The organism is Actinomadura rugatobispora (genome assembly GCF_055379765.1).
Genome location: NZ_AP029191.1, coordinates 4648889 through 4670825 on the forward strand (window position 1 = coordinate 4648889; position 21937 = coordinate 4670825).

Genomic DNA, 21937 nt, shown 5'->3' on the forward strand with positions numbered 1-21937 from the left:
GGTGACCGGCTCCGGCGGGCCTGCCTGGAGTGCGGGGGTCAGTCGGTGTCGTAGACGGTCACTTCTATGGAGTGGGCGGTCAGGCGGGTGGTGATGAGGGGTTCTATCTTCGACCACTTGCCGCCGGCCAGGCCGCAGCCTATGCGGGGCATGTGGACGGTCGCGTCCAGGGACTTCGCCTTCTCGGCCAGCGCGGTCAGGCAGGTGCCGACGGCCTCGTAGCGGATGGGCGGGCCGTTCTTCTTGCTGGGCCTGGTGCCGCGCTGGGCGACCATGTTGGCGACCCAGATGTACGGGTCGACCTGGACGAACTGCACGGCGCCCAGGCCGAAGTCGTTCCGCGCGCGGTCGCGGTGCCAGGCGCGGTAGGCCCTCTCCGGCTCGGGCCAGCGTTTGGAGATGGCCAGGACGAAGCCCTTGCCCCAGCCGCCCAGGTCGTTGCAGACATGCGCGATCACCTTCACGCCCTTGGCCTGGGGTGAGGTCGCGTCGCCCTTGAGGTAGCGGATGGCGGCCATGCGCCGAAGGTAATCCATGGGACCGACGGTTCAGCGGTCGGCCCACATCGCCACGGCCAGGGCCACGCGGTCGTCGAAGTTCAGCGGGTCGCGGCCGGTCAGCGCCGCGATCCGGGTCAGGCGGTGGCGGAGCGTGTTGGGGTGCAGGTACAGCTCGCGGGACGTGGTGCCGACCGCCCCGCCGGTGCCCAGGAAGGTGCGGAGGGTCTCGACCAGGCGGGTGCCGTGGGCGGCGTCGTAGTCGGCGAGCGGGCGGGCGATCTGGTCGATGAACGGGGCGATCTGGTGCCGTTCGAGGCGTCCCAGCAGGCCCTGGAAGGTGGCCAGGTCGGCGGCGCGGACGACGCCGCCGCCGCGCTGCGACGCCTCCAGCGCCAGGACGCTCTCGGCCAGGCACTGCGGGAGCCGGTCCAGCGGTCCGGGCGTGCCCAGGCCGCCGACGCCGCCCCACGCCTCGGCCAGTTCGAGGGCGTGGCGCTCGGTGTTGACCAGCAGCAGCGCCACGTCGCCGTCGATGCCGAGGACGGCGCCGATGGAGCCGTCCACCCGGTCGGGGACGCTCGGCGCGGGGACGGCCAGCACGACGATCGGCTCGGGGGTCAGGCCGGTGCGTTCGAGCCGGTTCCGCACGGCTTCGGGGGAGGCCAGCCCGTTGCGGACCATCTCCAGCAGCCGCCCGGTCTCCTCGCGCTCGTGCTGGACGTCTCGGGACGAGGTGAGGCGTTCGGCGAACCATTCGGTGAAGCTCAGGAACGGGACCTCGGGCGGCACCTCCAGCAGCGGCAGGTCGAGGTCGTCGCAGGCGGCGCGCAGCGCGTCCGGGGAGGCGGGCAGGACGTCGCCGATGCCGTAGCCGATCGCGCTCGCGCGGCTGGCGTGCACCGACCGCGCGAACGCCGCGCAGCGGGCCGGGTCGGTGAGCGACGCGCCGACGGTCAGGACCACCTCGTTCCCGCGCAGGTAGGGCCCCGGGTCCAGGAGCTCGGTGGAGTGCGCCCAGCGGACCGGCCGGTCGAGCCCGGCGGCGCCCGCCACCAGCCGCAGCCGGAAGTCGGGCACCTCCAGGAGCTGCCCGACGGTGAGGCGCAGCCGCGCCGCCTGATCACCGGTCACGCTCCCAGCCTCTCACCGCGTCCCGGGCGGGTGACCGTCGCGTGACCGGGTATTGGCCAAGTCCGCGAGCGGCCGCCGCCCGCGCGGCGCGGTCGGCCGACGTTCGCGCAAAACCCTTGTCACCTGGCCCGGCACCGGGGTTTGCCCGGCGCCTGATCGATCAGGGAGAGACGTATGGCGGATCGGGTCGCGCTCGTCACCGGGGCGGCGGGCGGAATCGGCGCGGCGGTGGCGACCGAGCTGGCGAGGCGCGGCTGGCGGACGGCGGGGCTCGACCTGCGTCCGGCGCCGAACGTGGACCACGGGGTGGGCGTGGACGTGTCGGACGACGCGCAGGTCCGGGCCGCGGTCGTGCGGATCGAGCGGGAGCTGGGGCCGGTCGAGGCGGTGGTGTGCGCGGCCGGGCACTACGCGATCACCCCGATGGCCGACATCGCGTGGGCGGAGTGGCGGCGGATGCTGCGCGTCCATCTGGGCGGGCTGCTGAACGTGTGCCGCGCGGCCGTCCCGGCGATGGTGGGGCGCGGCCGCGGGAACGTCGTGGGCGTCGCGTCCGAGCTGGCGATCGGCGGCGGCGACCGGGAGGCGCACTACGCGGCGGCCAAGGGCGCGGTGCTGGGGCTGGTCAAGGCGCTGGCGATCGAGCTGGCGCCGACCGGGGTGCGGGTGAACGGGGTGGCGCCCGGCCCGACCGACACGCCGCTGCTGGTCCCGGACTCGCCGTGGCGCCGTCCCGCGTATCTGCAGGGGCTGCCCGCCGGGCGGCTGACCGCGCCCGAGGAGGTGGCGCTCGCCGTCGCCTTCCTCATCGAGGACGGCGGCTTCTGCCTCGGCGAGATCATCTCGCCGAACGCCGGGGCGGTGATCTGATGGCGGTCGCGCTGGTGACGGGCGCCGCGGGCGGGCTGGGCCGGGCCGTGTCGCGGCGGCTGGCGGCCGACGGCCACCTGGTCGCGCTGACCGACCGGCCGGGCGGGGAGCTGCCGGGGCGGCTGGCCGGGCTGGCCGCCGACCTGGACGGGATCGCGGTGCCCGCCGACATCGCCGACCCGCTGGCGGTGGAGCGGATGGTGGCCCGGATCGAGGAGGAGGCCGGGGAGCCGGTCGGGGTGCTGGTCGCGGGCGCCGCGCACCTGGCGATGGCGCCGCTGGCCGAGCACGACCTCGACGACTGGTGGCGGATCGTGGACGTCAACCTGGGCGGGACGTTCGCGTGCGCCCAGGCGGTGCTGCCGGGCATGTCGGAGCGCGGCGGCGGCCGGATGGTGCTGATCGCCTCGGAGTGGGGCGTCACGGGGTGGCCGAACGCCACCGCGTACTCGGCGTCCAAGGCGGGGATCATCGCGCTGGCCAAGTCGCTGGGCCGGGAGCTGGGCCCGCTGGGCATCGCGGTGAACGCGATCGCGCCGAGCGTGGTCGACACCCCGCAACTGGAGGTGGACGCCCGGGACGCCGAGGTGACCGTGGAGGAGATCCGGGCCCGGTACGCGGCGCGGGTGCCGCTGGGCCGGATCGCGACGCCGGAGGAGATCGCGGCGGCGGTGTCGTTCCTGGCCGACTCCCGGATGGGCACGCTGGTCGGCCAGATCCTGCACGTCAACGGCGGTACGACCCGCGGCCGCATATGAGCCCCCCGGAGGAGGGGACACGGATGGAGCCCGTTGGACAGGTCGACGCCCTGGAGGTCCCCCGGTTCGCGGGGCCGTCCACGTTCGCCCGGCTGCCGCGCCGCGAGGACGTGCCGGGCTTCGACGTGGCGGTGGTCGGGGCGCCGTTCGACGGCGGCGTGTCGTACCGGCCGGGGGCGCGCTTCGGGCCCGCCGCGGTACGGCAGGGTTCGCGGCTCATCAAGCCGTACAACCCGGCGCTGGACGTGTCGCCGTTCGCCGTGCGGCAGGTCGTGGACGCGGGCGACATCGCCTGCAACCCGTTCGACATCGGCGGGGCGCTCGCGCAGGTGGAGGCGGGGCTGCGCGAGCTGACCGGGGACGGCGCCACGGCGATCACGATCGGCGGCGACCACTCGATCGCGCTGCCCGCGCTCCGGGCGGCGCACGCGCTGCACGGCCCCGTCGCGCTGGTGCACTTCGACGCGCACCTGGACACCTGGGACACCTACTTCGGCGAGCCGTACACGCACGGGACCCCGTTCCGGAGGGCCGCCGAGGAGGGGCTGCTGATGCGGGACGCGAGCGCGCACATCGGCATCCGCGGCCCGCTGTACGACCCGCGCGACCAGGTGGACGACGCGCGGTTCGGGTTCACGATCGTGCACTGCGCGGAGATCGACGACCTGGGCGTGCGGGGGGCGGCCGAACGGGTGCGGGCGCGGGTGCAGGACGCCCCGGTCTACCTGTCGGTGGACATCGACGTGCTCGACCCCGCGTTCGCGCCCGGGACGGGCACCCCGGAGAGCGGCGGGATGACCAGCCGGGAGCTGCTGGGCATGCTGCGCGGCCTGGCCGGGCTGAACATCGTCGGCGCCGACGTGGTGGAGGTGGCGCCCGCCTACGACCACGCCGAGATCACCTCGATCGCGGCGGCCGCGGTGGTCTACGAGCTGCTCAGCCTGCCGGCGAAGGACCGCCGCCTCCCATGACGGCCACGATCGGCGACAACACCCGGACCCTCCGCAAAGGCTTCAACCTGCGATCGGCCACGGCGCTGGCCTTCGCCGACGTGTCTCCTATCGTCGCCCTCTACGCCATCTTCACGCTGGGTCTGCTGGCGGCCGGGCCAGGGTTCTGGTGGGCGTTCCCGATCGTCCTTCTGGGGCAGCTGCTGGTCGCCTGCGTTTTCGGTGAGCTGGCCTCGCGATGGCCGTACGAGGGGAGCGTCTACCAGTGGGCGCGGCACGTGCGCGGGCCCGGTGCCGGATGGTTCGCCGCGTGGGCGTACATGTGGGGGCTCACCATCGCGCTGTCCACACTCTCCTATGGGGCGGCGGGTTTCCTCCTGCAGGCAATGAACGTCACGGACCCGGGCAAGGCCCCGACGATGGCGACCGCCATGGCGATCCTGGTGCTGGGCAGCCTCGCCAACATCGTGGGACGGCGCACACTGAAGGTGCTCGTCGTGGCGAGCCTCATCTGCGAGGTCCTCGCGTCCGTCGGCCTCGGTACGGTGCTGCTCCTCTTCTACCGCGAGAACCCGGTGAGCGTCCTGTTCGACGGTGCCGGAGGCGATCCGTGGCTGGGCGCGCCACTGCTGGCCGCCACCGCCTACGTCGGATGGTCGTTCGTCGGGTTCGAGTCGGCGGGCGCGATCGCCGAAGAGGTGGAGCGTCCCGAACGCGACGTGCCCAAGGCGCTGATCCTGTCGCTGCTGGCGGTCGGGGCGATCGTGATGTACTCGGCGGCCGGCCTGATCCTGGCCATTCCCGACATGGACGCGGCCACGTCCGGCGCGACCGGTGACCCGGTGGCCGACACGCTGGTGGCGCACTTCGGGCCGGCGATCGGGCGGCCGCTGCTGGTCACGTTCGTGATCGGGTTCCTGGCGAGCTTCCTGGCGGTGCAGGCGGCGGTGTCCCGGGTCATCTGGGCCTCGGCGCGGGACCGGGCGCTCCCGGGGTCGGGCGTGCTGGGCAGGCTCGCGGGCGCGGAGCGGCTGCCGGTGAACGCGATCGTGCTCACCGGCGCGGGCGCGGCCGTGTTCGTGCTGCTGACCGGCTCCACGCTGTACTCGGTGCTGGTCAACTTCACCACGGTCGGGTTCTACGTGTCGTTCGGGCTGCCGGTGTTGGGCGCGGCCCTCCAGCACATACGCGGCAGGTGGCGGCCCGGGCCGTTCAGCCTCGGACGCTTCAGCGCACCGGTGACGTACACGGCGGCGGTGTGGCTGGCCGTCCAGACGGTCAACATCGTCTGGCCGCGGGACACCGGGCAGCCCTGGTACATCGAGTGGAGCATGGTCATCACGTTCGGCGTGGTCGCGGTGGCCGGGGCCGCGCTCTACCTGGGATGGTCGCGGCGGCGGATCATGCCGGCCCTGGCCGACCGCCTCCGCTGAACATGTCACACCCCATGGCACTGGAGCCACAGCTCCAGCAGTGCCGCCTGCCACAACTGGCTGGCACCGCGGTTGGTGCGGTAGAGGCCGGGCGCCTCCAGTACGCGGGCGATGTAGTCGGGCTGGAAGAGGCCGCGCGCCTTGGCGGAGGGCGCCAGCAGTGCCTCGCGCACGAGTTCGAGGTAGGCGCCGGAGAGGTGGCGGATGGCCGGAACCGCGAAATCGCCCTTGGGACGGTCGATGACCTCGTCCGGGACGATCCCGCGTGCCGCGTCCTTGAGCACCCCCTTGCCGTTCTGCGCCAGCTTCAGCTCGGGCGGGCAGGCCGCGGCCAGCTCCACAAGCTCGTGGTCGAGGAACGGGGTGCGCGCCTCCAGGCCCCAGGCCATCGTCATGTTGTCCACGCGCTTCACCGGGTCGTCCACCAGCATCACCGTGGTGTCGATGCGGAGCGCCGCGTCCACGGTGGTCTCCGCCCCGGGCACGCTGAAATGGGACCGGACGAAGTCGCTCCCCGCGTCGTGGCCCAGCAGGTAGGGCGGGTTGAGGATCCCGGACAGCTCCCCATGGGGACGGTCGAAGAACACGTGCGCGTAGGCGGGGAGGGCGTCCGCCCTGGGAATGCCCGCAAGCGGCGAGTACCAGTCGTATCCCCCGAACACCTCGTCGGCCCCCTGGCCGGACTGCACCACCTTGAGATGCCGCGAGACCTCCCTGGAGAGGAGGTAGAACGCGACGACGTCATGGCTCACCATGGGCTCGCTCATGGCCTCGATGGCGCCGTTCAGGGCGGGGAGGAGGCGCGAGTCGTCCACCCTGATCCGGTGGTGGTCGGTGCCGAACCGCTCCGCGACCAGATCGGAGTAGGCGAACTCGTCGCTCTCCTCGCCCTCGGCCGCGGTGAAGCCGATGCTGTAGGTGGACAGGCCGGTCTGCCCGGACTCGGCCAGCAGCGCCACGATGAAGCTGGAGTCCAGCCCGCCCGACAGCAGGACGCCGACCGGGACGTCCGCGACCATGCGGCGGTCCACGGCCGCGCGCAGACCCTCCCGGACGACCTCCGACCACTCCTCCGGGTTCATCGGGATCCGCCGGGAGAAGTCGGGCCGCCAGTAGAGGTAATCGTCGAACCGGCCGTCCGTGCGGATGGTGCGGACGGTCGCGGGCGGAAGCTTCTCCACCCCGGCCAGGATGGTGCGGGGTGCCGGCACCACCGAGTGGAACGTCATGTAGTGGTGCAGGGCCACCAGGTCCAGATCGGTGTTCACGTCCCCGCCCGCGAGCAGGGCCGGGAGGGTCGACGCGAAGCGCAGGCGCTCGCTGTCACGGGTCAGGTAGAGCGGCTTGATGCCGAGACGGTCGCGCCCTAGGACGACCACCCCGGAGTCACGCTCCACCAGGGCGAAGGTGAACATGCCCTTGAAGCGCAGCACGCAGTCGCGGCCCCACCGGTGGTACGCCTTCAGCAGCACCTCGGTGTCGGAGGTGGAGAAGAAGTGGTAGCCCTCGGCGTGCAGCGCCTTGCGCAGCTCCCGGTAGTTGTAGAGGCAGCCGCTGAAGACGCCGGTGATGCCCAGGCCGCTGTCGACCATCGGCTGCGCGGCCTTGTCGGAGAGGTCGATGACCTTCAGCCTGCGGTGCCCCAGGGCCACCCGCCCGGACGACCAGACGCCGACCCCGTCCGGGCCGCGCGGCTCCATCACGGCCGTCATCCTCGCGACCGCCTCGACGTCGGCGGCCTCCGCGTCGAGACGCACCTCACCGCTCAGCCCGCACATCCTTCGCCGCTCCCTCCTACACGCGCCTCGTGTCCGCCCCGGGTCGCTTGGCTCCTCCGCCCCTGGCGAAGTTCACGATCCGGCTCCACGCGGGTGAGCGCGACGGCGAACGGCCCCCGTCCAGTTCCTCGGCCACCATCGCCCGGAACGGCCCGGCGAGCAGGACCACGTCCTCCACCCGCGGGCACCGCAGGAGACGCCGCGGCTCCGGCGCCGACCCGGTCGCCGGGAAGCCGTCCCGGCAGGCCGTCGGCCCTGGGCAGCGGCCGATGCGTTTCCACGCCCACGGCCGTCATTTCCGCCCGGTCGCCCATCACGTGAGCGTAAATGCCGCTTGTTACACCCATATGACAGAAAGAATGCGAAAACCCGGTCCCGGCACCCTTCCTTTCGGGTGCCGGGACCGGGCCCGCCGGGCCTCGGATCAGGCGATCAGAGAGCGCGCTTGTTGAGCAGCAGGTTCGGCGTCCCGGACGGGTTGCCGGTGATGACGCCGCTGGTCGCGTTCGTGGCCAGCCAGGTGCGGATGGTGGAGAACGACGCGTCGCCGTTGGCGGACTTGTACAGCGCCCCCACCCCCGCCACGTGCGGCGAGGCCATCGACGTGCCGTTGATGGTGTTGACGCCGCCGTTCAGCCACGCGGAGGTGATGCTCGACCCGGGAGCGTACAGGTCCACGCAGCTGCCGTAGTTGCTGTAGCTGGCCTTGGCGTCGCTGCTGGTGCTCGCCGCGACCGTGGTCGCGTTGGCCGCGCTGGACGGCGAGTAGTTGCACGCGTTCGCGTTGCTGTTGCCCGCCGCCACCGCCAGGAACACGCCGGAGGACGCCAGGCCGTTGGCCGCGGAGTTCACCGTGGACGAGTAGCCGCCGCCCAGGGACATGTTCGCCACCGCGGGCTTGACGTGGTTGCTCGCCACCCAGTTCATGCCCGCGATCACACCGGAGTTGGTGCCGCTGCCCTGGCAGTTCAGCACGCGCACGCCGCGCAGGTTCACGCGCTTGGCCACGCCGTACGCGGTGCCGCCCACGGTCCCGGCGACGTGCGTGCCGTGGCCGTTGCAGTCCTGCCCGTTGCCGCCGACCGCGTCGTACACGTTGGTCGCGCGGCCGCCGAAGTCGGAATGCGAGGTGGCGATGCCGGTGTCGATGATGTACGCGTTCACCCCGGCGCCCGTGGCCGTGTAGGTGTAGCTCCGCGACAACGGCAGGTTCGTCTGGTCGATCCGGTCGATGCCCCACGACGGGGGATTGGTCTGGGTCGCGCTGGCTTGGACGACGCCGTCCTGCTCGATCGACGCCACACCCGGGGTGCGGCGGAGGCGTTCGAGTTGCGACGACGTCATCTTCGCGGAGAACCCGTTCAGCACCTTGCCGAAGCGGTGCGTCGTACGGATGCCGCGCTCGGAGACGGTGTCGCCGACGGACTCGCCCTTCTTCAGGGTCACGATGTACTGGCCTTCCACGCCATGCCCTGGAGCGGCCATGGAGAGGGGGGCGTTGTGCGTGACGGCTTGGGCGGGGGTAGCGAGGACGGCCACGAGCGGCGCTGCCGCTAGGAGCGTGACCAGGGGGAGACGCCTTCTCATCGGAACTCCGATCCTGCCGGGAGCGGCCGTTCGGGGGTACGGCCAGGCTCAGAAGGTGGTCGATGAGAATGCTCACGAGCGGGGACGCGGCAGTCAACGGCTTCGACGGCCACAGAATTCAACATTGACATTCGATGCGAAAGACCCCATGGCCGTCACGCGACGCGCGTGTAACGCCCGCAACAGCGCGGCAACTCATTCCGGACGGTCGAGCTCGCGGATCCGTTCCCGCAGCCGTTCCTCGGCGCGGTCCAAGTCGACCCCGAGCTCGAACCACACCCGGTCGCGCCGTTCCGCGGGACGGTCCAGCCCCGCCGCCACCCAGGTCAGCACGCCCGGCAGCGCCAGCCTGCGCCCCTCCGGCGTCCGCGCCATCAGCACGAGCGACAGCGCCAGCGCCGCCCGCGTCACCTGGGTCCGCTCCGCGCCGTCCCGGCGGAACCGGGGTTCCTCCAGGACCTGCATCCACTCCACGACCGTGCCGTCGACCTGCCGGTTCAGGATGTCGACGACCTCCGCCAGCACGGCCGCCGCAGGATCGTCGCCGAGCCAGTGGTCGGACCCGGTCAGCGCCGAGAAGTCGTCCCCGGGCGGGCGGTGCCGCTCGTTCTCCCGGAACTCCCCGGTCAGCCGCCCGTCGCCGGCCACCTTCCACGCACCGAGGATCGCCTGAACCGGAAGGTACCCGTCGGGCTCATCGACCCAGCCGGAGTCGATCTCGTACACCCAGCCGCCGGGATGCGCCGCCGCCTCGGCGACCAGCTCCGGCGGGGGTTCGCGGTCCGCTTCGCCCATCCCGCCGATTCTGCCCCGTTCCGGGGGGAACCTCATGTCGTTAACCGGATGTCCGCCCACATCCCGTACGGTGCGGCGCATGCAGAACGATCTTGGTCTGGGACGGCCGTCCCGCCGCGCCCTCCTGACCGCCGCCCTCACCGCGCCGGCCCTCGCCGCCACCACCGGCACCGCCGACGCCCGCCCGCGCCGCCCGCTCCGCGCACTGATCGCGACCAACGAACCCTGGGGCACCTACCACGTCAGGCCGCTGCTCACCGAGGCCGCCCGCCGCGGCTGGCGGCTCACCCAGCTCGTCCCCGACCCGGCGCAGATCGCGCCGGACGACCCCGTACCGGTCACCACCCCCGGCCAGGCGCCGCCCGCCGACCTCATCGTCGTCACCGGCGCCGGCGACTGGCCCCTCGAATGCGCCGACCGCTTCCGGAAACTTCCCCTCGCCGCCAGCGCGCTCGCCTACCTCGGACCCGCCGAGGCCCCCGGCGCCCGCCGCCTCCGCCCCCGGCTCCGCGCCATCACCGCCCCCTCACCTGCGGACGCCCGCTCGTTCGGCGGCTACCTCGGCACGCGCCGTCCCATCGACGTCGTCGGCTCACCGCAGACCGACACCCTGCCCGTACGCGCCCCCGAACCCGGTCTCGTCCTGGTCCTCACCAGCGTCACCCACCCGGACGAAACCGGCGAGGCCGCGCCCGGCACCGAACTGCTCCTCGCCGCCGCCGAGCGGCTGCGCGCCTCCGGCAGGCGCATCCTCGTCGGCCTGCACCCCCGCGAGGACCGCACGCTCTGGGACCGGTACGAGATCAGCGCCGTCCCCTCCCTGCAGGCATCCGCGCGCGCCGAGGCGGCCATCGGCATCCCCGGCACGATCTTCCCGCTGGTCACCGCCGTCGGGACGCCGCTGGTCGGCTGCACCGACCCGGCCCTGACCGTCCCCGCCCACCTGCTGGCGGTCTGCTCCAGCACGATCGACGACCCGGGCCAGGCCGTCCAGGCGGTCGCGGACGCCGAACTCCCGCCCCGCTCGACGATCGCCGACGCCGTCGGCCCCATCGGCGGCTCCACCGCGCGCCTCCTCAACGTCTGGGAGAAGACCGCCCGGTCAGGACGGCCACACGCGCGTCCACATTGATGATGTGACCGCCCCCCAGGGGCGACACGGGCCGTTCCCAGTGCACGTGCCCGCACAACGTGAGCGCCGGGGGACGCGACGCGATCCGCTCTCGCACCAGGGCACTACCCGCCTGCCCTGGTGCGTCCCCGTGCGGCCCCTCATGCAGGACCAGCACGGCCGGCTCCTCGTCCAGCACCCGGTCGAGCCGCCCGGCGAAATCCTCCGGCCGCCTCCGCCCAGGCCGCCGCGGGTCGCCGACGATCCCCCCGACCCCCGCGAAACGCACTCCGCCCCGTACCACCGAACCGCCGTCCAGCAACACGCCGCCGAACTCGGCGACCTCCTCCGCGGAAACGACGTCGTGGTTGCCCGCGACCCCCACCACCAGCGGGCAGCCGAGCACCGCGAACGCCAGCCACACGTCCCCGACACGCCCCGTCGCACCCCTCCGGTCCGCCGAGTACAGATCACCCGTCAGCACCACCCCGACCCGCTCCACCGCCGGAATCAGGCCCTGCTCGGCCCACACGCCCAGGTGATCCGCGACCGCGACCCCCAGCAGCACGGGATCACCGCCCCACGGCGACGCGGCGACACCCTGCAGATCCCCCGCCACCACGAGCGCCTCGCAGCCGTCCGGCAGCGGCCCGGCCCCGATCCGCTGGACGGGAAGCACCGCCGACTCCGTCCCGCCGCCACGGCGCGCCCTCGAATAGGGCACCGCCGCGATCGTCTCCGGAACCATCACCGCCCCCGCACCGTTGAAGCGTCGTGCCCGCCGCCCTGACCGTCATGGTGATCGTGTCGCTGCCCGGCCTGGTCCTCCTGCTCTTCGCCCTCGCGGTCATCGACCGCGTCGGGCACGCGGCCAACAGCAGCAGGCTCCGCCTGCCCTGGCGGAAGGCCGCCGACGGCCGCCCCCTGGCCGCGACCGGCTTCGAGGAACTGCAGTCCCTCTACGCCTCGTCCAAACGCCACGAGGTCGACCAGCGCCAGAGCTCCCTCGTCATGCGGGACGAGGAGGGAGACAACAGGCTCGACCTGGACGCCGGAACCGCCGTCATCCGAACCGTTCGCACGACTCCCGCACCAGCCCGCCGATCTCCTCCGCGAACGCGGGAGTGACCGCGATCGTCGCCGCCGAGTCGACCCTGTGGTCGCTGCCGTCCTGGTCGACCACCCGCGCCCCCGCCTCACGCGCGATGGCGACACCCGCCGAGGTGTCCCACGGCTTGTTCGACAGGATCACGCAGGCATCCAGCTTGCCGTCCGCCACCCAGGCCAGGTCGATCGCCGCCGACCCCAGCATCCTGATCCGCTGCACGCTCGCCGCCAGCCGCTCGGTCAGATCCAGCCGGACCCGGTTCTTGAACTCCGGCTCGTCCCCCACCGAGTAGTCGCCCAGGGAAACGATGACCTCCTTGAGCGTGGTCGTCGCACTCGCCCGGACACGGCGCTCCCCATCGAACGCCCCCGCCCCCTCGGCGGCGTGATACCGGGCCCCCAGGAACGGCAGATCGATGACCCCCACCACGGAACGCCCCCGCTCCAGCAACCCCAGCGAGAACCCGCAGAGCGGAATGCCGCGGGCGAAGTTCGCCGTCCCGTCCACAGGATCGACCGCCCAGACCAGCTCGCTCCGGGCGTCGCCGCTCATCCCCTCCTCCTCCCCGAGAATGGCGATGTCCGGCGTACGCTCCCGCAGGTAGGCGCGCACCTCCCGCTCCACGGCGTAGTCGACCTCGGTGGCCATGTCGCGCTCCCCCTTGGCCGTCACCACCCCGGGCCCGCGCGTACGCATGATCTCCCCCGCGACCTCAGCCGCGCCCAACGCCACACCCAGCAACGCACCCACGTCAGCCATAAGCCCCCACTCCCGTGATCAAACCCCCACGAACCTATCCAACGAGAGCCCCGACGCGACGCAAGCCGAAGGTTGCGCTTCGGGCACGTGCGCGGACGAATACAAGTGTCAGAAGATTCGCCCCTCTCACCTAAGCGGGAAACGTACCGTGCGCAACTTCAAGAAGGGCGCTGCGCTGGCCCTGGCCAGCGCGGCCGCCATCGCCGGCTCCATCTTCACCAGCAGCCCGGCGATGGCGGCCTCATCACCGATCGCGGCGTGCGGCGGCGGCTCATACCACGTGATCGACAAGGAGTACGTGGGCAAGGCCATCATCTACCTGCTGTACAACGGCACCACCAACTGCGTGGTCACCTGGAAGAACAGCCCCGGCACCACCACGTACGTCTCGGCCCAGATCCGGAAGCCCGGCGGTTCTTGGAAGTCCGACGGCGGCAACTACCGGACCTACGCCGGCCCGGTGAAGGTCAATGCCGCAGGGCAATGCATCCAGTGGGGCGGTAGCTATGGCAGCAACCCCAACGAAGGGTGGTACTCCCCCTGGGAGCACTGCGGCTGACCGGCGCCTCGGCCGAGCGGAGCGGCCTCCGGCGTGACGGGCCGGAGGCGCCTGAGCCGCGCGCCCGCGCCGTACCGCCCGCCCCGCCGTCACCGGGCGAGCGGTACGGAAACGCGAAGCGCAGCGCCCGGCAGCTTGGCCGGTTTACCAGGAAAGCGGTTGGGGGGTGGACGGCGTGAGCACGATGCTGCCCTTGGGGTCGCTGAAGCGTTGCCACAGCGCCTGGAGCGCGCCGCCCGCAGGCTCAACGCGTATCCAAACCGCATGCCCTGGCACCGCGTCGAAGTAGGTTTCCCGGCTGCTGAACCAGTCCATCCGAGCCCGCGCCCAGTGCGTCCCAGGGTGAACGTCGAGGCTGAGCTGCTCCCCGACCCTGATATTCCCGCACGGAACGCCGTCGATCAGCAACGTGTAGGCTCGGAACGAATCGCGAAGACCCGCGCCGGGCCGGAAGAAGATGACTCGGGCTGACTGGATCACAATTCGGATCATGGCACGGCGACGGCCTGTCAAGCGCCGGGCGAGGTCGGCCCGGCGAGCGCGAGCGGCGGGCAGACGGCCATCACATGGCGCGAGTACCGCTCAGCCGTGCAGCGGAACCGCTGTTCTTCCCCCACCTCACGCGCTCATCCCGATCACGACGTGCTGCCAAGCCTGTACGGCGGCCATGGCGTTGCAGGTCCACACCGAGTGGTTGTCCAGGCCGTGCCACACTGCCCCAGTGGACGATCAAGGGCGGACCGAACCATCTCTGGTGGCCGAAGAGCACACCATGTTGGCAGGCTTTCTCCAGTACCAGCGCGAGACACTGGCCATGAAATGCGCGGGGCTGACCGCCGAGCAGCTCAAGCAGAGGTCCGTACCGCCGTCGGCCATGTCATTGCTGGGACTGGTCCGGCACATGGCCGAGGTCGAGCGGGTCTGGTTCCGAATCAGGCTGCGCGGCGAGGACATCTCGTACCGGTGGAAGCGGCGACCCGAGGACGACATCGACTTCCAGATCGACAGGGCCGACCCCGACGAGGCGTTCGCTGCCTGGGACGAGGAGTGTGCACGGTCACGTGACATCGTTCGAGCCGCTGCGTCCCTCGACATCACCGGACGTCACCGCGAAAGGGAGGTCTCGCTCCGCTGGGTCCTCGTCCACATGATCGAGGAGTACGCGCGGCACAACGGCCACGCCGACCTGCTCCGCGAGCGCATCGACGGCGCAACCGGAGAGTAAGTCCCCGCGAGGGTGCGAAACGACGCCCAGCAACCACCCGCCCGATCCTCCCGTCTGCCGACGTCCCACCCCAGACAAGAGCGCGCTAACCCCGCGCGGGACCCAGTGCCGGGAGCTCTGCTGCGCCAGCTGGGTCGGGGGCACGCGGGGACCCGGACAGCCCGTGCGGCGCGGCCCGGGCGGGTGGAGACCCATCCCCGCGTGCGCGGGGAGTAGAGGCGGGGGGAGTCGCCCAGCGACCCGGTCCAGGAACCATTCCCCGCGTGCGCGGGGAGCAGAGCACCCTGGCCTCCAGAACGGCCCCTTTCCCCGGGACCATGAGCGGCCGCCGCTCTTTCACCTGAAAGCCATCAACGGGCGCCCGGGGCCCTGTCGCGCTCGCCGCCGGTTCCGTCGGTCACCTGGTCCTGGCGCCCGCCTGCTCGCCACCAGGCACGGATGCGGCTCAACGCGGTCGGGATCAGGCGTCTGCCGGTCTCGCTTCCCCGGTTGGCGGTTGGGCATGACGGCGTGGTCGGAGTCGAGGGCGTTGAGCACCAGTCGGCGCAGCAGGATCGTGGTCCATCTTCCCCTCCAGGATTCCCTCCACCACACCCACAGAAAACGACTTCACCACCAGCCGACAAAGCTCATCGCAGACCACCTCGTACAGGAGTATCCGGAAGGAAATCAAGCCATCGCCAAAGGCACACCCCAAAGCGCGAAATCCTTGTTTCATCCGATTGATGAGAACCGTGCCACGCCTCGCCTGCCCCAGCAGCTCTGGTCGTTCAGCACAGCCGCAGCCGCTTTGCCGAAGGTCCCGGTTCCCGTGGGCGTACGGAGTTCGAAATGTGGGGTTGTCCTCGTAGAACGCCTCGACGGCGAACGTGGCCGCGGCGCTCCGACGAGCCCCTCCGGACGGCGGGCACCACGACCACAGCACGAGCACGGCCGATCACCGGCAGTTCGCGCGGTGGCCTGGCCGGCCCCGCGGAAATCGACCTGAACCGGGGACCATTCGGCGATGGTCCATGAGAATGCTCCCCGATCCGCCACTTTGACCGATCAAATCACAACTATTCATCCAGGATTTTTGGACCGTTTCAAAGGAGCGCTATTGGCGGCCGATAGCTTGCCTCCGTCAAATGACATCAGGAGGAATCAATGACAGACCGTGCAGACGGCTTCGCACGTCGCAAGTTCCTTAAAGGCGGGCTCACCACAGCCGCCGCCGTGGCCGCGATCGCTCCCTTGGAGGCCCTCGGCGCCCGTACCGCCGGCGCGGCACCGATGGGCAAGCAGCCGTCCAGTCCGGATTACGGACCGCTCTACCCGGTCAAGGACCACACCACAGGTCTCGAACTCCTCGCCCTGCCGAAGGGATTCGAGTACCTGACCTACGGGTGGACGGGCGACGTCATGTCCGACGGAACTCCCACGCCGAGTTCACACGACGGCATGGCCGCGTTCCACCGCCCGGACGGCAAGATCGCTCTGGTTCGGAACCACGAGCGCAGCGGTTTCACCGGGGCGTTCACCACACCGGCCTACAACCCGGCGGCCCGTGGCGGCACCACCAATCTCGTGTTCGATCCGAAGGCGGGGAAGTTCCTCGAATCTTGGGGCAGCCTGTCCGGCACGATCCGGAACTGCGCCGGTGGGCCGACGCCGTGGGGTACCTGGCTGACCTGTGAGGAGACCACCGAGGTCGGCCCCGACGGCACTCGGCACGGGTACGTCTTCGAGGTTCCCTTTGACGGCAAGGGCGACCCGCGGCCGTTGAAGGCGATGGGACGGTTCAGCCACGAGGCCGTCGCGGTGGACCCGCGTACGGGCATCGTGTACCTGACCGAGGACGCCACTCCGTCCGGCTTCTACCGGTTCCTGCCCAGCAAGCCGGGCGAGCTGGCCGCCGGCGGCGAGCTGCAGATGATGGTCATCGAGACGCCCGACGGCTCCTCGTACTCGACCTACGCCGATGCCACGGGAGTCGAGTACCGGACATCGTGGGTCACGATTCCCAACCCCGACTATGCGCCGGGCGAGAAGCGTCCGGCGGAGCAGGGGGCCGCGCTCGGTGCCGCGGTGGTCCGGCGGGGCGAGGGTGCGTGGTACGGCAACGAACGGATCTACCTGGTGTCGACGAGCGGCGGCCCCAAGGGGCAGGGCCAGGTCTTCGAGTACGACCCCAAGGCGGAGCGGATGCGGGTGCTGTTCGCCTCTCCGGACGCGTCCGTGCTCAACAACCCGGACAACATCTGCGTGAGCCCGCGGGGCGGCATCGTCCTCTGCGAGGACGGGAGTGACAGCGAGTACCTGCACGGCCTGACCACCGACGGGGAGATCTTCCCGTTCTCGGAGAACAAGGTCGTGATCCCGGCCGGTGGCGTTCCCGGCAAGTCGGTCGCACCCGGCGACTACACCGGATCGGAGTGGTGCGGGTCGGCCTTCGAGCCGAAGAACGGCAACTGGCTGTTCGCCAACGCGCAGAGCCCCGGCATCACTTTCGCCATCACCGGCCCCTGGCGGCGCGGTTCCCTGTAGCGAAACCCTGGCCTGAAGTACACGTACCACCACGAAGCAAGCGGGCCGGTCCTTTGAAGGCCGGCCCGCCCGTGTCTCGTCATCCGGAACCAGCACCGGACAAGGAGCGGCCGCGACTTGATCGCCTGATGCGCCGCCGAGAACCGCAAGATCGTCACGCCCACGAGCCCGGACGAGGGATCGGCCCGCGGCGTCCGCCGAAGAGAAGGGACCGCCTGCTCCCCGGCGAAGACGCGCAGGTGATCGGGCCCTGGGACGCAGACAGGCGCTGAGCGCCCAGAGTCAGAGCCCCCCGCCGGAACCCTTATCGGCCTCGCGTCGAACTTCGGCACGGATGCGTGCGGCCTCTTCTCGCGCCTGGGCGGCTTCGCCGACTGCCTTGGTGCGGTCCTCTTCGAAGAGGAGAAGCCGGGAGAGGGTCTCCAGGACGCCTGCTATGTCCTCGCGCCAGTTCGCGAAGCCGAGGGGGTCGCTCGCCCTCTCGGGACGCTGGGCGCGTACCCGGCGCAGCTCTCGCAGTGCGGCTTTGAGTTCCGCCGGCAAACCGGACGATTGAGCGAACACGTGATGAGCGTAAAGCGGCAGCCCACTGCGAGGCTGGGGACATGCACAGCGACAGCCCCATCGGCACGCCCATCCCCGCCTTGGACGGTCACGCAGTGGACGATCAAGAGACGTGCGACGACTCCACGGTCGTGAGTGTGGAGACGGACGACGAGCGTGACATGGTCCAGATCGATGCATGGGATGACGGCCTCGGCCTCGATGTGTCCCTGCTGCTGACGCTGCCGCACGCACGGACCTTCCTCGATCACCTCAGCCGGGCGATCCAGATCATCGAGGAACGGCAAGCGGCCACGCGATGACCACCACGAGGTCCCCTTCCGCGCGTGAACGTCGAGATGGTGCGACAGACAGCGGCGCCACGGGCCCGCCTGATGGTCGGGCATTGGCGCGCCCCCGTGGCTGAGGAGTTCCTCTTGACGCTTGCCGAGTTGGTGGATCAGCTGGCCAGGGTGGCCGACGGCTTGACCGTGTACGCAGAGGAGCCCTGGACAGCAGGCTCGCGGGTGGTGGCGGCGAAACATGGGGACGGTCTCTCGCCGGTGGACCTGCCCTACCTCCTGGAAGTCGTCCTGATCCGCGAGGTGCTGGATGTTTGGAGTAGCTGGCGAGCAGGTGCGCGGCCGACCACAGAGGAGGCGTGCGCGGCGATCATCCACTATGCGCAGTACGACGCCTACTTGCCACCCGCCACGTGACCGCTGCGACGACGGGTGACCGGCGGCTTTCGGTGCGCGGTCGGGGGCCGGCGATCACGGGTGCTGGTTGGCGGAGGCTGTGGGATTCGAACCCACGGGACCGGGGATACCGGCCCAGCGGTTTTCAAGACCGCCGCACTCGTCCACTATGCGAAGCCTCCCGTGGAGCAGGCACCACGATAGCGGGTCGGGGCGGGGGCGTTCACCGGGCTTTCGGGGTGTGGTGGAGGGCCTGAGCTTGGGGGAAGACTTCCGTTACGCTCGTCGGCATGTCTGAAAAGCCCCAAGATCCGGCCGGGACGACCCACCAGTTCCAGAACTTCGCCGCGCAGCGGCCGGCCGAGAAGTCCAAGCAGGTCAACACCGGGCTCATCGTGGGCGCGGTGCTCGTGGTGGCCCTCGTCGTGGTCGTGGCGATCGCGGTCGCGATGATGATGTGAGTCAGCGGCCGGTGCTGGAGAAGTGCTGGTAGTCCCAGGGGCCGCCCCAGTCGCCGCCCCAGCCCCAGCCGATCGAGGCGAACGCCCTGACGACGCGGTCGCCGGCGTGGATGACGCCGGGGTCGCGGCGCTCGCGGTTCTTGAACTTGACGCAGTTCTTGTGGGCGACGGTGCCGTCGGCCGAGACGTACGGGTTCTCGCACGGGTTGATGTCGATGGCCAGCCCGAGGGCGTGCTGTGACCAGTTGCTCGACCCGGTGGCCCGGCGGCAGTTGAACGCCGAGGTGTTGTTGGCCTCGATCGAGTCGAAGTCGCTGCCCTTGTAGGCGTCCACGGGCTCCATGCGGGCGATCGGGTAGCGCATGTCGTACAGCTTGCGGAACACCTTGACCAGGTCGTTCGCGGCGTCGGCGTTGACGACCAGGCGACCGCCGGTGTGCGGCTTCTTGTCCATCCCCCAGTAGGTCATCTCGATCATCCGGAGCCCGGACGGGCCGACCGGGCAGCCCTGCCGCCAGGAGTGTTCGAGGTCCCCGGCGGTGACCTTCTTGATCTGGGACTGGAAGGCCGTGGGACTCGGGGAGGGCGCGGCCTGCGGCGGGGTGGCGGGCGCGGTCGGCGGTGCGGCCGGGGCGCCGGCCGGCTCCTCGGAGCCGCGGCCACATCCGGTCGCCGTGACGGCGAGTGCCGTCACCAGTGCTGTTGCGTACACGAGGCGGCTACCAGGCATAACAGCAGGATGACACGTCGCGGTGCCTTCGCGTGGGACCGGGGATTCGCTACGGTGCGTCTGAGGGCGTGCCCGTCGTGACAGGGGACGGGGGCGAGCACGCCGTGGCAGATACGTTCACCCCCCAGCCGGGGCCGACCCGGCGTCCCCGGCCGGGAGCCGGCATGGGCGAGCACGACGAGAAGGACCCGGACGGCGCCAGCCTGGAGGACGAGATCTTCGCGGTGGCCTCGTCCGTGGAGGTGGAGGACGCCTCGCGCGCCGAGCCGCTGATCCGGCTGCGGCGGAGTCCGGTGGCGGTGCCGCCGCGGCGGGAGATCGGGCTGGCGGCGGCGGGGTTCCTGACGTTCGCGTTCGTGGACGCGGTCATGATGTGGGGGCCGCTGATGATGAGCCGCCGGCCGAGCCTGATGCCGCAGATGGTGACGCTGCTGGTGCTGGCGTTCGGGCTCGGCGGGCTGCTGGCGTGGAAGGTGCGGGGGCCGTGGCGGCCGTACGGGTTCGGGATGATGCTGGGCTGGGTGTTCCTGACCCTGGTGTCGGTGGGTTTCCTGACGGGCCTTCCCCTCTAGCGGTTGTCGCCGATGCGCTTGTTGACGGCGGTGAAGGCGCGGCCGATGGCGGCCAGGTCCTCCGGTTCGATCACGTCGATGAAGAAGTCGCGGACGGTCTCGACGTGGTCGCGGGCGGCGCGTTCCAGTGCGGCGAAGCCCTCGTCGGTGAGGTGGGCGAACACGCCGCGCTTGTCGTTGGGGCAGTTGTCCCGCTTGACCAGGCCCTTGGCCTCCAGGCGGGAGCAGGTGTGGGACAGGCGGCTGCGGGACTGGCTGGCGTGCGCGGCCAGTTCGGCCATTCGCAGACGGCGGTCGGGCGCCTCCGAGAGCCGGACCAGGATCTCGTATTCTGAGACCGAGAGGCCGTGCTTGGTCTTCAGGTCGCGGTCCATGATCTCGTTGAGCCTGACGCTGCCGTCCACGTAGGCCCGCCAGTCGTGCTGTTGGGCGGCATCGAGCCAGCGTGGTTCGCTCATGCCGCCAGTATACGGTCATGTTGAAGTTTCAACTAATACTGGAATAGTTTATCTTTCAACCAGGTTGTACCGCGCACAGCGCTCCCCGGGAAGGCGGACGATCCGGCGACCGGGGGCGGCCCGAGAGTGTAGAGGAGAGTCCCATGCCCGCCGTCATGGCCGACCCGCTCACGCTGCCCCGTCTGCCCCGTCTCCCCGAGGACGGTACGGACTGGCGCCGCGTCGCCAAGGTCATCACCGCCCAGCGACACCTCGAAGGGGAGGGCTTCCAAGTGCGGCGCCCGTTCCCAGGGGTGGATCTCGCGCTGGCCGACCCGTTCCTCCTGCTCGACCACATGGGCGCCGTGGAGTACGCCCCGGGCGAGGCCAAGGGGACCCCGTGGCATCCGCACCGGGGGTTCGAGACCGTCACCTACATCATCGACGGCGCGTTCCAGCACCAGGACACGACGGGCGGGGGCGGCCTCATCTCCGACGGCGGCACCCAGTGGATGACCGCCGCGTCCGGGATCCAGCACATCGAGCAGCCGCCGCCCGAGCTGGTCGCCAAGGGCGGGCTGTTCCACGGCGTGCAGCTGTGGGTGAACCTGCCCCGCGCCCAGAAGTGGGTCAAGCCGCGCTACCAGGACATCGAGGCGCGCGACGTGAAGCTGCTCGCCGCCGACGACGGGTCCTCGCTCGTACGGGTGATCGCCGGATCGCTCGCCGGGCACGACGGGCCCGGCGACACGTACACGCCGATCAACTACCTGCACGCGACCGTCGCGCCCGGCGCGCGGCTCACCCTGCCGTGGCCGCGCGAGTTCAACGCCCTCGTGTACGTGCTGTCCGGCCGCGGCACCGCCGGGGTCGAGGAGGTCGCGGTGGACGAGGGCCAGATGGCCGTCTTCGCCGGGTCCCACCACAAGGGCGACGGCGACGGGATCGTGCTGCGGGCCGCCGGCGCCCAGCCGGCCTCGAGCCCGAACGGCTGGGAGATCCTCGTGCTGGGCGGGCTGCCGATCCGGGAGCCGGTCGCGCGGTACGGGCCGTTCGTGATGAACACGCGCGAGGAGATCGTCCAGGCGTTCGAGGACTTCCAGGCCGGACGCATGGGAACGATCCCGGCCGAGCACGTCCCGCACCTGTCCAGCGCGGACGAGAACCTGTCCTGACCTGCGATTCCGAGCGGCGAACGGCCGCGGGCCCGAGAGAAAGGGCGCGCGGCCGTTCGCCGTGTTCCGGATGACGGACGGGACGGCATGCGCTACTGTGTTCGAACGAGTCGAACAGAGGTTCGACCAGCTCGTTCGCACGCAAGCGCGCCCGGGGAGGTGGCACATGGCTGCGACGGTGGCACCGATCGGCCTGGACGCGGCGCCGCGCTGCGCCGGGCGCCGGGAATC

General features: G+C 71.1%; 25 protein-coding genes and 1 tRNA gene. 14 read left to right on the forward strand and 12 right to left on the reverse strand.

The annotated features are described in order from the left end of the window. Nucleotides 1-38 precede the first annotated feature (38 nt). Both ACZ466_RS20490 and ACZ466_RS20495 read right to left on the reverse strand, forming a co-directional pair. The gene (locus tag ACZ466_RS20490; protein WP_378286555.1) at nt 39-518 is read right to left on the reverse strand and encodes a macro domain-containing protein; all 480 of its coding nucleotides are present in this window, start codon (nt 516-518) and stop codon (nt 39-41) included. A gap of 30 nt (nt 519-548) precedes the next feature. Then, nucleotides 549-1631, reverse strand: a complete 1083-nt coding sequence (locus ACZ466_RS20495; protein WP_378286554.1) for a PucR family transcriptional regulator — start codon at nt 1629-1631, stop codon at nt 549-551. A 174-nt stretch (nt 1632-1805) separates the two neighbouring features. On the opposite strand from ACZ466_RS20495, the gene ACZ466_RS20500 reads away from it, so the two are divergent. The 4 genes from ACZ466_RS20500 to ACZ466_RS20515 are packed head-to-tail and all read left to right on the forward strand — an operon-like array spanning nt 1806 to nt 5642. After that, complete coding sequence (locus tag ACZ466_RS20500; protein ID WP_378286553.1) at nt 1806-2501, forward strand: SDR family NAD(P)-dependent oxidoreductase; 696 nt, start codon at nt 1806-1808, stop codon at nt 2499-2501. Continuing rightward, complete coding sequence (locus ACZ466_RS20505; protein ID WP_378286552.1) at nt 2501-3259, forward strand: SDR family NAD(P)-dependent oxidoreductase; 759 nt, start codon at nt 2501-2503, stop codon at nt 3257-3259. Before ACZ466_RS20500 ends, ACZ466_RS20505 begins: the two co-directional genes overlap by 1 nt. Before the next feature lie 23 nt (nt 3260-3282). Further along, complete coding sequence (gene speB, locus ACZ466_RS20510) at nt 3283-4230, forward strand: agmatinase (RefSeq protein WP_378286551.1); 948 nt, start codon at nt 3283-3285, stop codon at nt 4228-4230. After that, nucleotides 4227-5642, forward strand: coding sequence for an APC family permease (locus tag ACZ466_RS20515; RefSeq protein ID WP_378286550.1), 1416 nt, complete (start codon nt 4227-4229; stop codon nt 5640-5642). Before speB ends, ACZ466_RS20515 begins: the two co-directional genes overlap by 4 nt. A 5-nt stretch (nt 5643-5647) precedes the next feature. On the opposite strand, the gene ACZ466_RS20520 is transcribed toward ACZ466_RS20515, so the two are convergent. The 3 genes from ACZ466_RS20520 to ACZ466_RS20530 all read right to left on the reverse strand — a co-directional run bounded on the left by ACZ466_RS20520 (nt 5648) and on the right by ACZ466_RS20530 (nt 9802). Further along, the gene (locus tag ACZ466_RS20520; protein ID WP_378286548.1) at nt 5648-7420 is read right to left on the reverse strand and encodes an N-acetylglutaminylglutamine amidotransferase; all 1773 of its coding nucleotides are present in this window, start codon (nt 7418-7420) and stop codon (nt 5648-5650) included. A 432-nt stretch (nt 7421-7852) separates the two neighbouring features. Further along, the gene (locus ACZ466_RS20525; RefSeq protein WP_378286547.1) at nt 7853-9007 is read right to left on the reverse strand and encodes a S8 family peptidase; all 1155 of its coding nucleotides are present in this window, start codon (nt 9005-9007) and stop codon (nt 7853-7855) included. Between the two features lie 195 nt (nt 9008-9202). After that, nucleotides 9203-9802 (reverse strand): hypothetical protein, encoded by a 600-nt coding sequence (locus tag ACZ466_RS20530; protein ID WP_378286546.1) that lies wholly within the window; start codon nt 9800-9802, stop codon nt 9203-9205. Nucleotides 9803-9881: 79 nt separating this feature from the next. Here ACZ466_RS20530 and ACZ466_RS20535 point away from each other — a divergent pair, with 79 nt between their 5' ends. After that, the gene (locus tag ACZ466_RS20535) at nt 9882-10934 is read left to right on the forward strand and encodes a hypothetical protein (RefSeq protein ID WP_378286545.1); all 1053 of its coding nucleotides are present in this window, start codon (nt 9882-9884) and stop codon (nt 10932-10934) included. On the opposite strand, the gene ACZ466_RS20540 is transcribed toward ACZ466_RS20535, so the two are convergent. Beyond that, the gene (locus ACZ466_RS20540) at nt 10879-11664 is read right to left on the reverse strand and encodes a metallophosphoesterase family protein (protein ID WP_378286544.1); all 786 of its coding nucleotides are present in this window, start codon (nt 11662-11664) and stop codon (nt 10879-10881) included. The genes ACZ466_RS20535 and ACZ466_RS20540 overlap by 56 nt on opposite strands. 23 nt (nt 11665-11687) lie before the next feature. Between ACZ466_RS20540 and ACZ466_RS20545 the strand changes: the two genes are divergently transcribed. Beyond that, nucleotides 11688-12041, forward strand: coding sequence for a DUF6191 domain-containing protein (locus ACZ466_RS20545; protein ID WP_378286543.1), 354 nt, complete (start codon nt 11688-11690; stop codon nt 12039-12041). On the opposite strand, the gene ACZ466_RS20550 is transcribed toward ACZ466_RS20545, so the two are convergent. Then, nucleotides 11977-12717, reverse strand: a complete 741-nt coding sequence (locus ACZ466_RS20550; protein ID WP_378286542.1) for an inositol monophosphatase family protein — start codon at nt 12715-12717, stop codon at nt 11977-11979. The genes ACZ466_RS20545 and ACZ466_RS20550 overlap by 65 nt on opposite strands. 211 nt (nt 12718-12928) lie before the next feature. On the opposite strand from ACZ466_RS20550, the gene ACZ466_RS20555 reads away from it, so the two are divergent. After that, complete coding sequence (locus ACZ466_RS20555; protein WP_378286541.1) at nt 12929-13339, forward strand: spore-associated protein A; 411 nt, start codon at nt 12929-12931, stop codon at nt 13337-13339. A 144-nt stretch (nt 13340-13483) separates the two neighbouring features. Here ACZ466_RS20555 and ACZ466_RS20560 read toward each other — a convergent pair whose 3' ends face one another. After that, the gene (locus ACZ466_RS20560) at nt 13484-13819 is read right to left on the reverse strand and encodes a hypothetical protein (RefSeq protein ID WP_378286540.1); all 336 of its coding nucleotides are present in this window, start codon (nt 13817-13819) and stop codon (nt 13484-13486) included. A 292-nt stretch (nt 13820-14111) separates the two neighbouring features. Here ACZ466_RS20560 and ACZ466_RS20565 point away from each other — a divergent pair, with 292 nt between their 5' ends. Beyond that, a complete protein-coding gene (locus tag ACZ466_RS20565) occupies nt 14112-14564 on the forward strand; it encodes a DinB family protein (protein ID WP_378286539.1) in 453 nt (150 codons plus the stop codon). A gap of 1146 nt (nt 14565-15710) precedes the next feature. Then, nucleotides 15711-17090, forward strand: a complete 1380-nt coding sequence (locus ACZ466_RS20570) for an alkaline phosphatase PhoX (RefSeq protein WP_378286538.1) — start codon at nt 15711-15713, stop codon at nt 17088-17090. A 282-nt stretch (nt 17091-17372) separates the two neighbouring features. Here the strand turns inward: ACZ466_RS20570 and ACZ466_RS20575 are convergent, their stop codons facing one another. Continuing rightward, nucleotides 17373-17654 (reverse strand): hypothetical protein, encoded by a 282-nt coding sequence (locus ACZ466_RS20575; RefSeq protein ID WP_378286537.1) that lies wholly within the window; start codon nt 17652-17654, stop codon nt 17373-17375. Nucleotides 17655-17695: 41 nt separating this feature from the next. Here ACZ466_RS20575 and ACZ466_RS20580 point away from each other — a divergent pair, with 41 nt between their 5' ends. Both ACZ466_RS20580 and ACZ466_RS20585 read left to right on the forward strand, forming a co-directional pair. Then, nucleotides 17696-17956 carry a hypothetical protein gene (locus ACZ466_RS20580; protein ID WP_378286536.1) on the forward strand — a complete coding sequence of 87 codons (261 nt, stop codon included), beginning with the start codon at nt 17696-17698 and terminating at the stop codon, nt 17954-17956. Nucleotides 17957-17980: 24 nt separating this feature from the next. Next, on the forward strand, nt 17981-18352 hold the full coding sequence (locus ACZ466_RS20585) for a hypothetical protein (protein ID WP_378286535.1): 372 nt from the start codon (nt 17981-17983) through the stop codon (nt 18350-18352). 68 nt (nt 18353-18420) lie between these two features. Here the strand turns inward: ACZ466_RS20585 and ACZ466_RS20590 are convergent. Continuing rightward, nucleotides 18421-18513, reverse strand: a tRNA-Ser gene (locus ACZ466_RS20590). A 108-nt stretch (nt 18514-18621) separates the two neighbouring features. On the opposite strand from ACZ466_RS20590, the gene ACZ466_RS20595 reads away from it, so the two are divergent. Further along, nucleotides 18622-18792 (forward strand): hypothetical protein, encoded by a 171-nt coding sequence (locus tag ACZ466_RS20595; RefSeq protein WP_378286533.1) that lies wholly within the window; start codon nt 18622-18624, stop codon nt 18790-18792. A gap of 1 nt (nt 18793) precedes the next feature. Here the strand turns inward: ACZ466_RS20595 and ACZ466_RS20600 are convergent, their stop codons facing one another. Then, nucleotides 18794-19522, reverse strand: coding sequence for a M15 family metallopeptidase (locus ACZ466_RS20600; protein WP_378286532.1), 729 nt, complete (start codon nt 19520-19522; stop codon nt 18794-18796). Between the two features lie 164 nt (nt 19523-19686). Between ACZ466_RS20600 and ACZ466_RS20605 the strand changes: the two genes are divergently transcribed. Beyond that, entirely contained in the window at nt 19687-20094 is a 408-nt protein-coding gene (locus tag ACZ466_RS20605) for a hypothetical protein (protein WP_378286531.1), read from the forward strand. Here ACZ466_RS20605 and ACZ466_RS20610 read toward each other — a convergent pair. Further along, nucleotides 20091-20552, reverse strand: a complete 462-nt coding sequence (locus ACZ466_RS20610) for a MarR family winged helix-turn-helix transcriptional regulator (protein WP_378286530.1) — start codon at nt 20550-20552, stop codon at nt 20091-20093. The genes ACZ466_RS20605 and ACZ466_RS20610 overlap by 4 nt on opposite strands. A gap of 143 nt (nt 20553-20695) precedes the next feature. Here ACZ466_RS20610 and ACZ466_RS20615 point away from each other — a divergent pair, with 143 nt between their 5' ends. Beyond that, nucleotides 20696-21706 carry a pirin family protein gene (locus ACZ466_RS20615; RefSeq protein WP_378286529.1) on the forward strand — a complete coding sequence of 337 codons (1011 nt, stop codon included), beginning with the start codon at nt 20696-20698 and terminating at the stop codon, nt 21704-21706. Nucleotides 21707-21937 lie beyond the last annotated feature (231 nt).

What these genes read in the sequence shown, in the direction of transcription:
- ACZ466_RS20580 (WP_378286536.1), top strand. Translation starts at nt 17,696, where the DNA reads ATGCACAGCGACAGCCCCATCGGCACGCCCATCCCCGCCTTGGACGGT.
- ACZ466_RS20515 (WP_378286550.1), top strand. Translation starts at nt 4,227, where the DNA reads ATGACGGCCACGATCGGCGACAACACCCGGACCCTCCGCAAAGGCTTC.
- speB (WP_378286551.1), top strand. Translation starts at nt 3,283, where the DNA reads ATGGAGCCCGTTGGACAGGTCGACGCCCTGGAGGTCCCCCGGTTCGCG.
- ACZ466_RS20525 (WP_378286547.1), bottom strand. Translation starts at nt 9,007, where the DNA reads ATGAGAAGGCGTCTCCCCCTGGTCACGCTCCTAGCGGCAGCGCCGCTC.
- ACZ466_RS20505 (WP_378286552.1), top strand. Translation starts at nt 2,501, where the DNA reads ATGGCGGTCGCGCTGGTGACGGGCGCCGCGGGCGGGCTGGGCCGGGCC.
- ACZ466_RS20570 (WP_378286538.1), top strand. Translation starts at nt 15,711, where the DNA reads ATGACAGACCGTGCAGACGGCTTCGCACGTCGCAAGTTCCTTAAAGGC.
- ACZ466_RS20535 (WP_378286545.1), top strand. Translation starts at nt 9,882, where the DNA reads ATGCAGAACGATCTTGGTCTGGGACGGCCGTCCCGCCGCGCCCTCCTG.
- ACZ466_RS20500 (WP_378286553.1), top strand. Translation starts at nt 1,806, where the DNA reads ATGGCGGATCGGGTCGCGCTCGTCACCGGGGCGGCGGGCGGAATCGGC.
- ACZ466_RS20600 (WP_378286532.1), bottom strand. Translation starts at nt 19,522, where the DNA reads ATGCCTGGTAGCCGCCTCGTGTACGCAACAGCACTGGTGACGGCACTC.
- ACZ466_RS20595 (WP_378286533.1), top strand. Translation starts at nt 18,622, where the DNA reads ATGTCTGAAAAGCCCCAAGATCCGGCCGGGACGACCCACCAGTTCCAG.
- ACZ466_RS20610 (WP_378286530.1), bottom strand. Translation starts at nt 20,552, where the DNA reads ATGAGCGAACCACGCTGGCTCGATGCCGCCCAACAGCACGACTGGCGG.
- ACZ466_RS20530 (WP_378286546.1), bottom strand. Translation starts at nt 9,802, where the DNA reads ATGGGCGAAGCGGACCGCGAACCCCCGCCGGAGCTGGTCGCCGAGGCG.
- ACZ466_RS20550 (WP_378286542.1), bottom strand. Translation starts at nt 12,717, where the DNA reads ATGCGTACGCGCGGGCCCGGGGTGGTGACGGCCAAGGGGGAGCGCGAC.
- ACZ466_RS20605 (WP_378286531.1), top strand. Translation starts at nt 19,687, where the DNA reads ATGGGCGAGCACGACGAGAAGGACCCGGACGGCGCCAGCCTGGAGGAC.
- ACZ466_RS20565 (WP_378286539.1), top strand. Translation starts at nt 14,112, where the DNA reads ATGTTGGCAGGCTTTCTCCAGTACCAGCGCGAGACACTGGCCATGAAA.
- ACZ466_RS20520 (WP_378286548.1), bottom strand. Translation starts at nt 7,420, where the DNA reads ATGTGCGGGCTGAGCGGTGAGGTGCGTCTCGACGCGGAGGCCGCCGAC.
- ACZ466_RS20615 (WP_378286529.1), top strand. Translation starts at nt 20,696, where the DNA reads ATGCCCGCCGTCATGGCCGACCCGCTCACGCTGCCCCGTCTGCCCCGT.
- ACZ466_RS20490 (WP_378286555.1), bottom strand. Translation starts at nt 518, where the DNA reads ATGGCCGCCATCCGCTACCTCAAGGGCGACGCGACCTCACCCCAGGCC.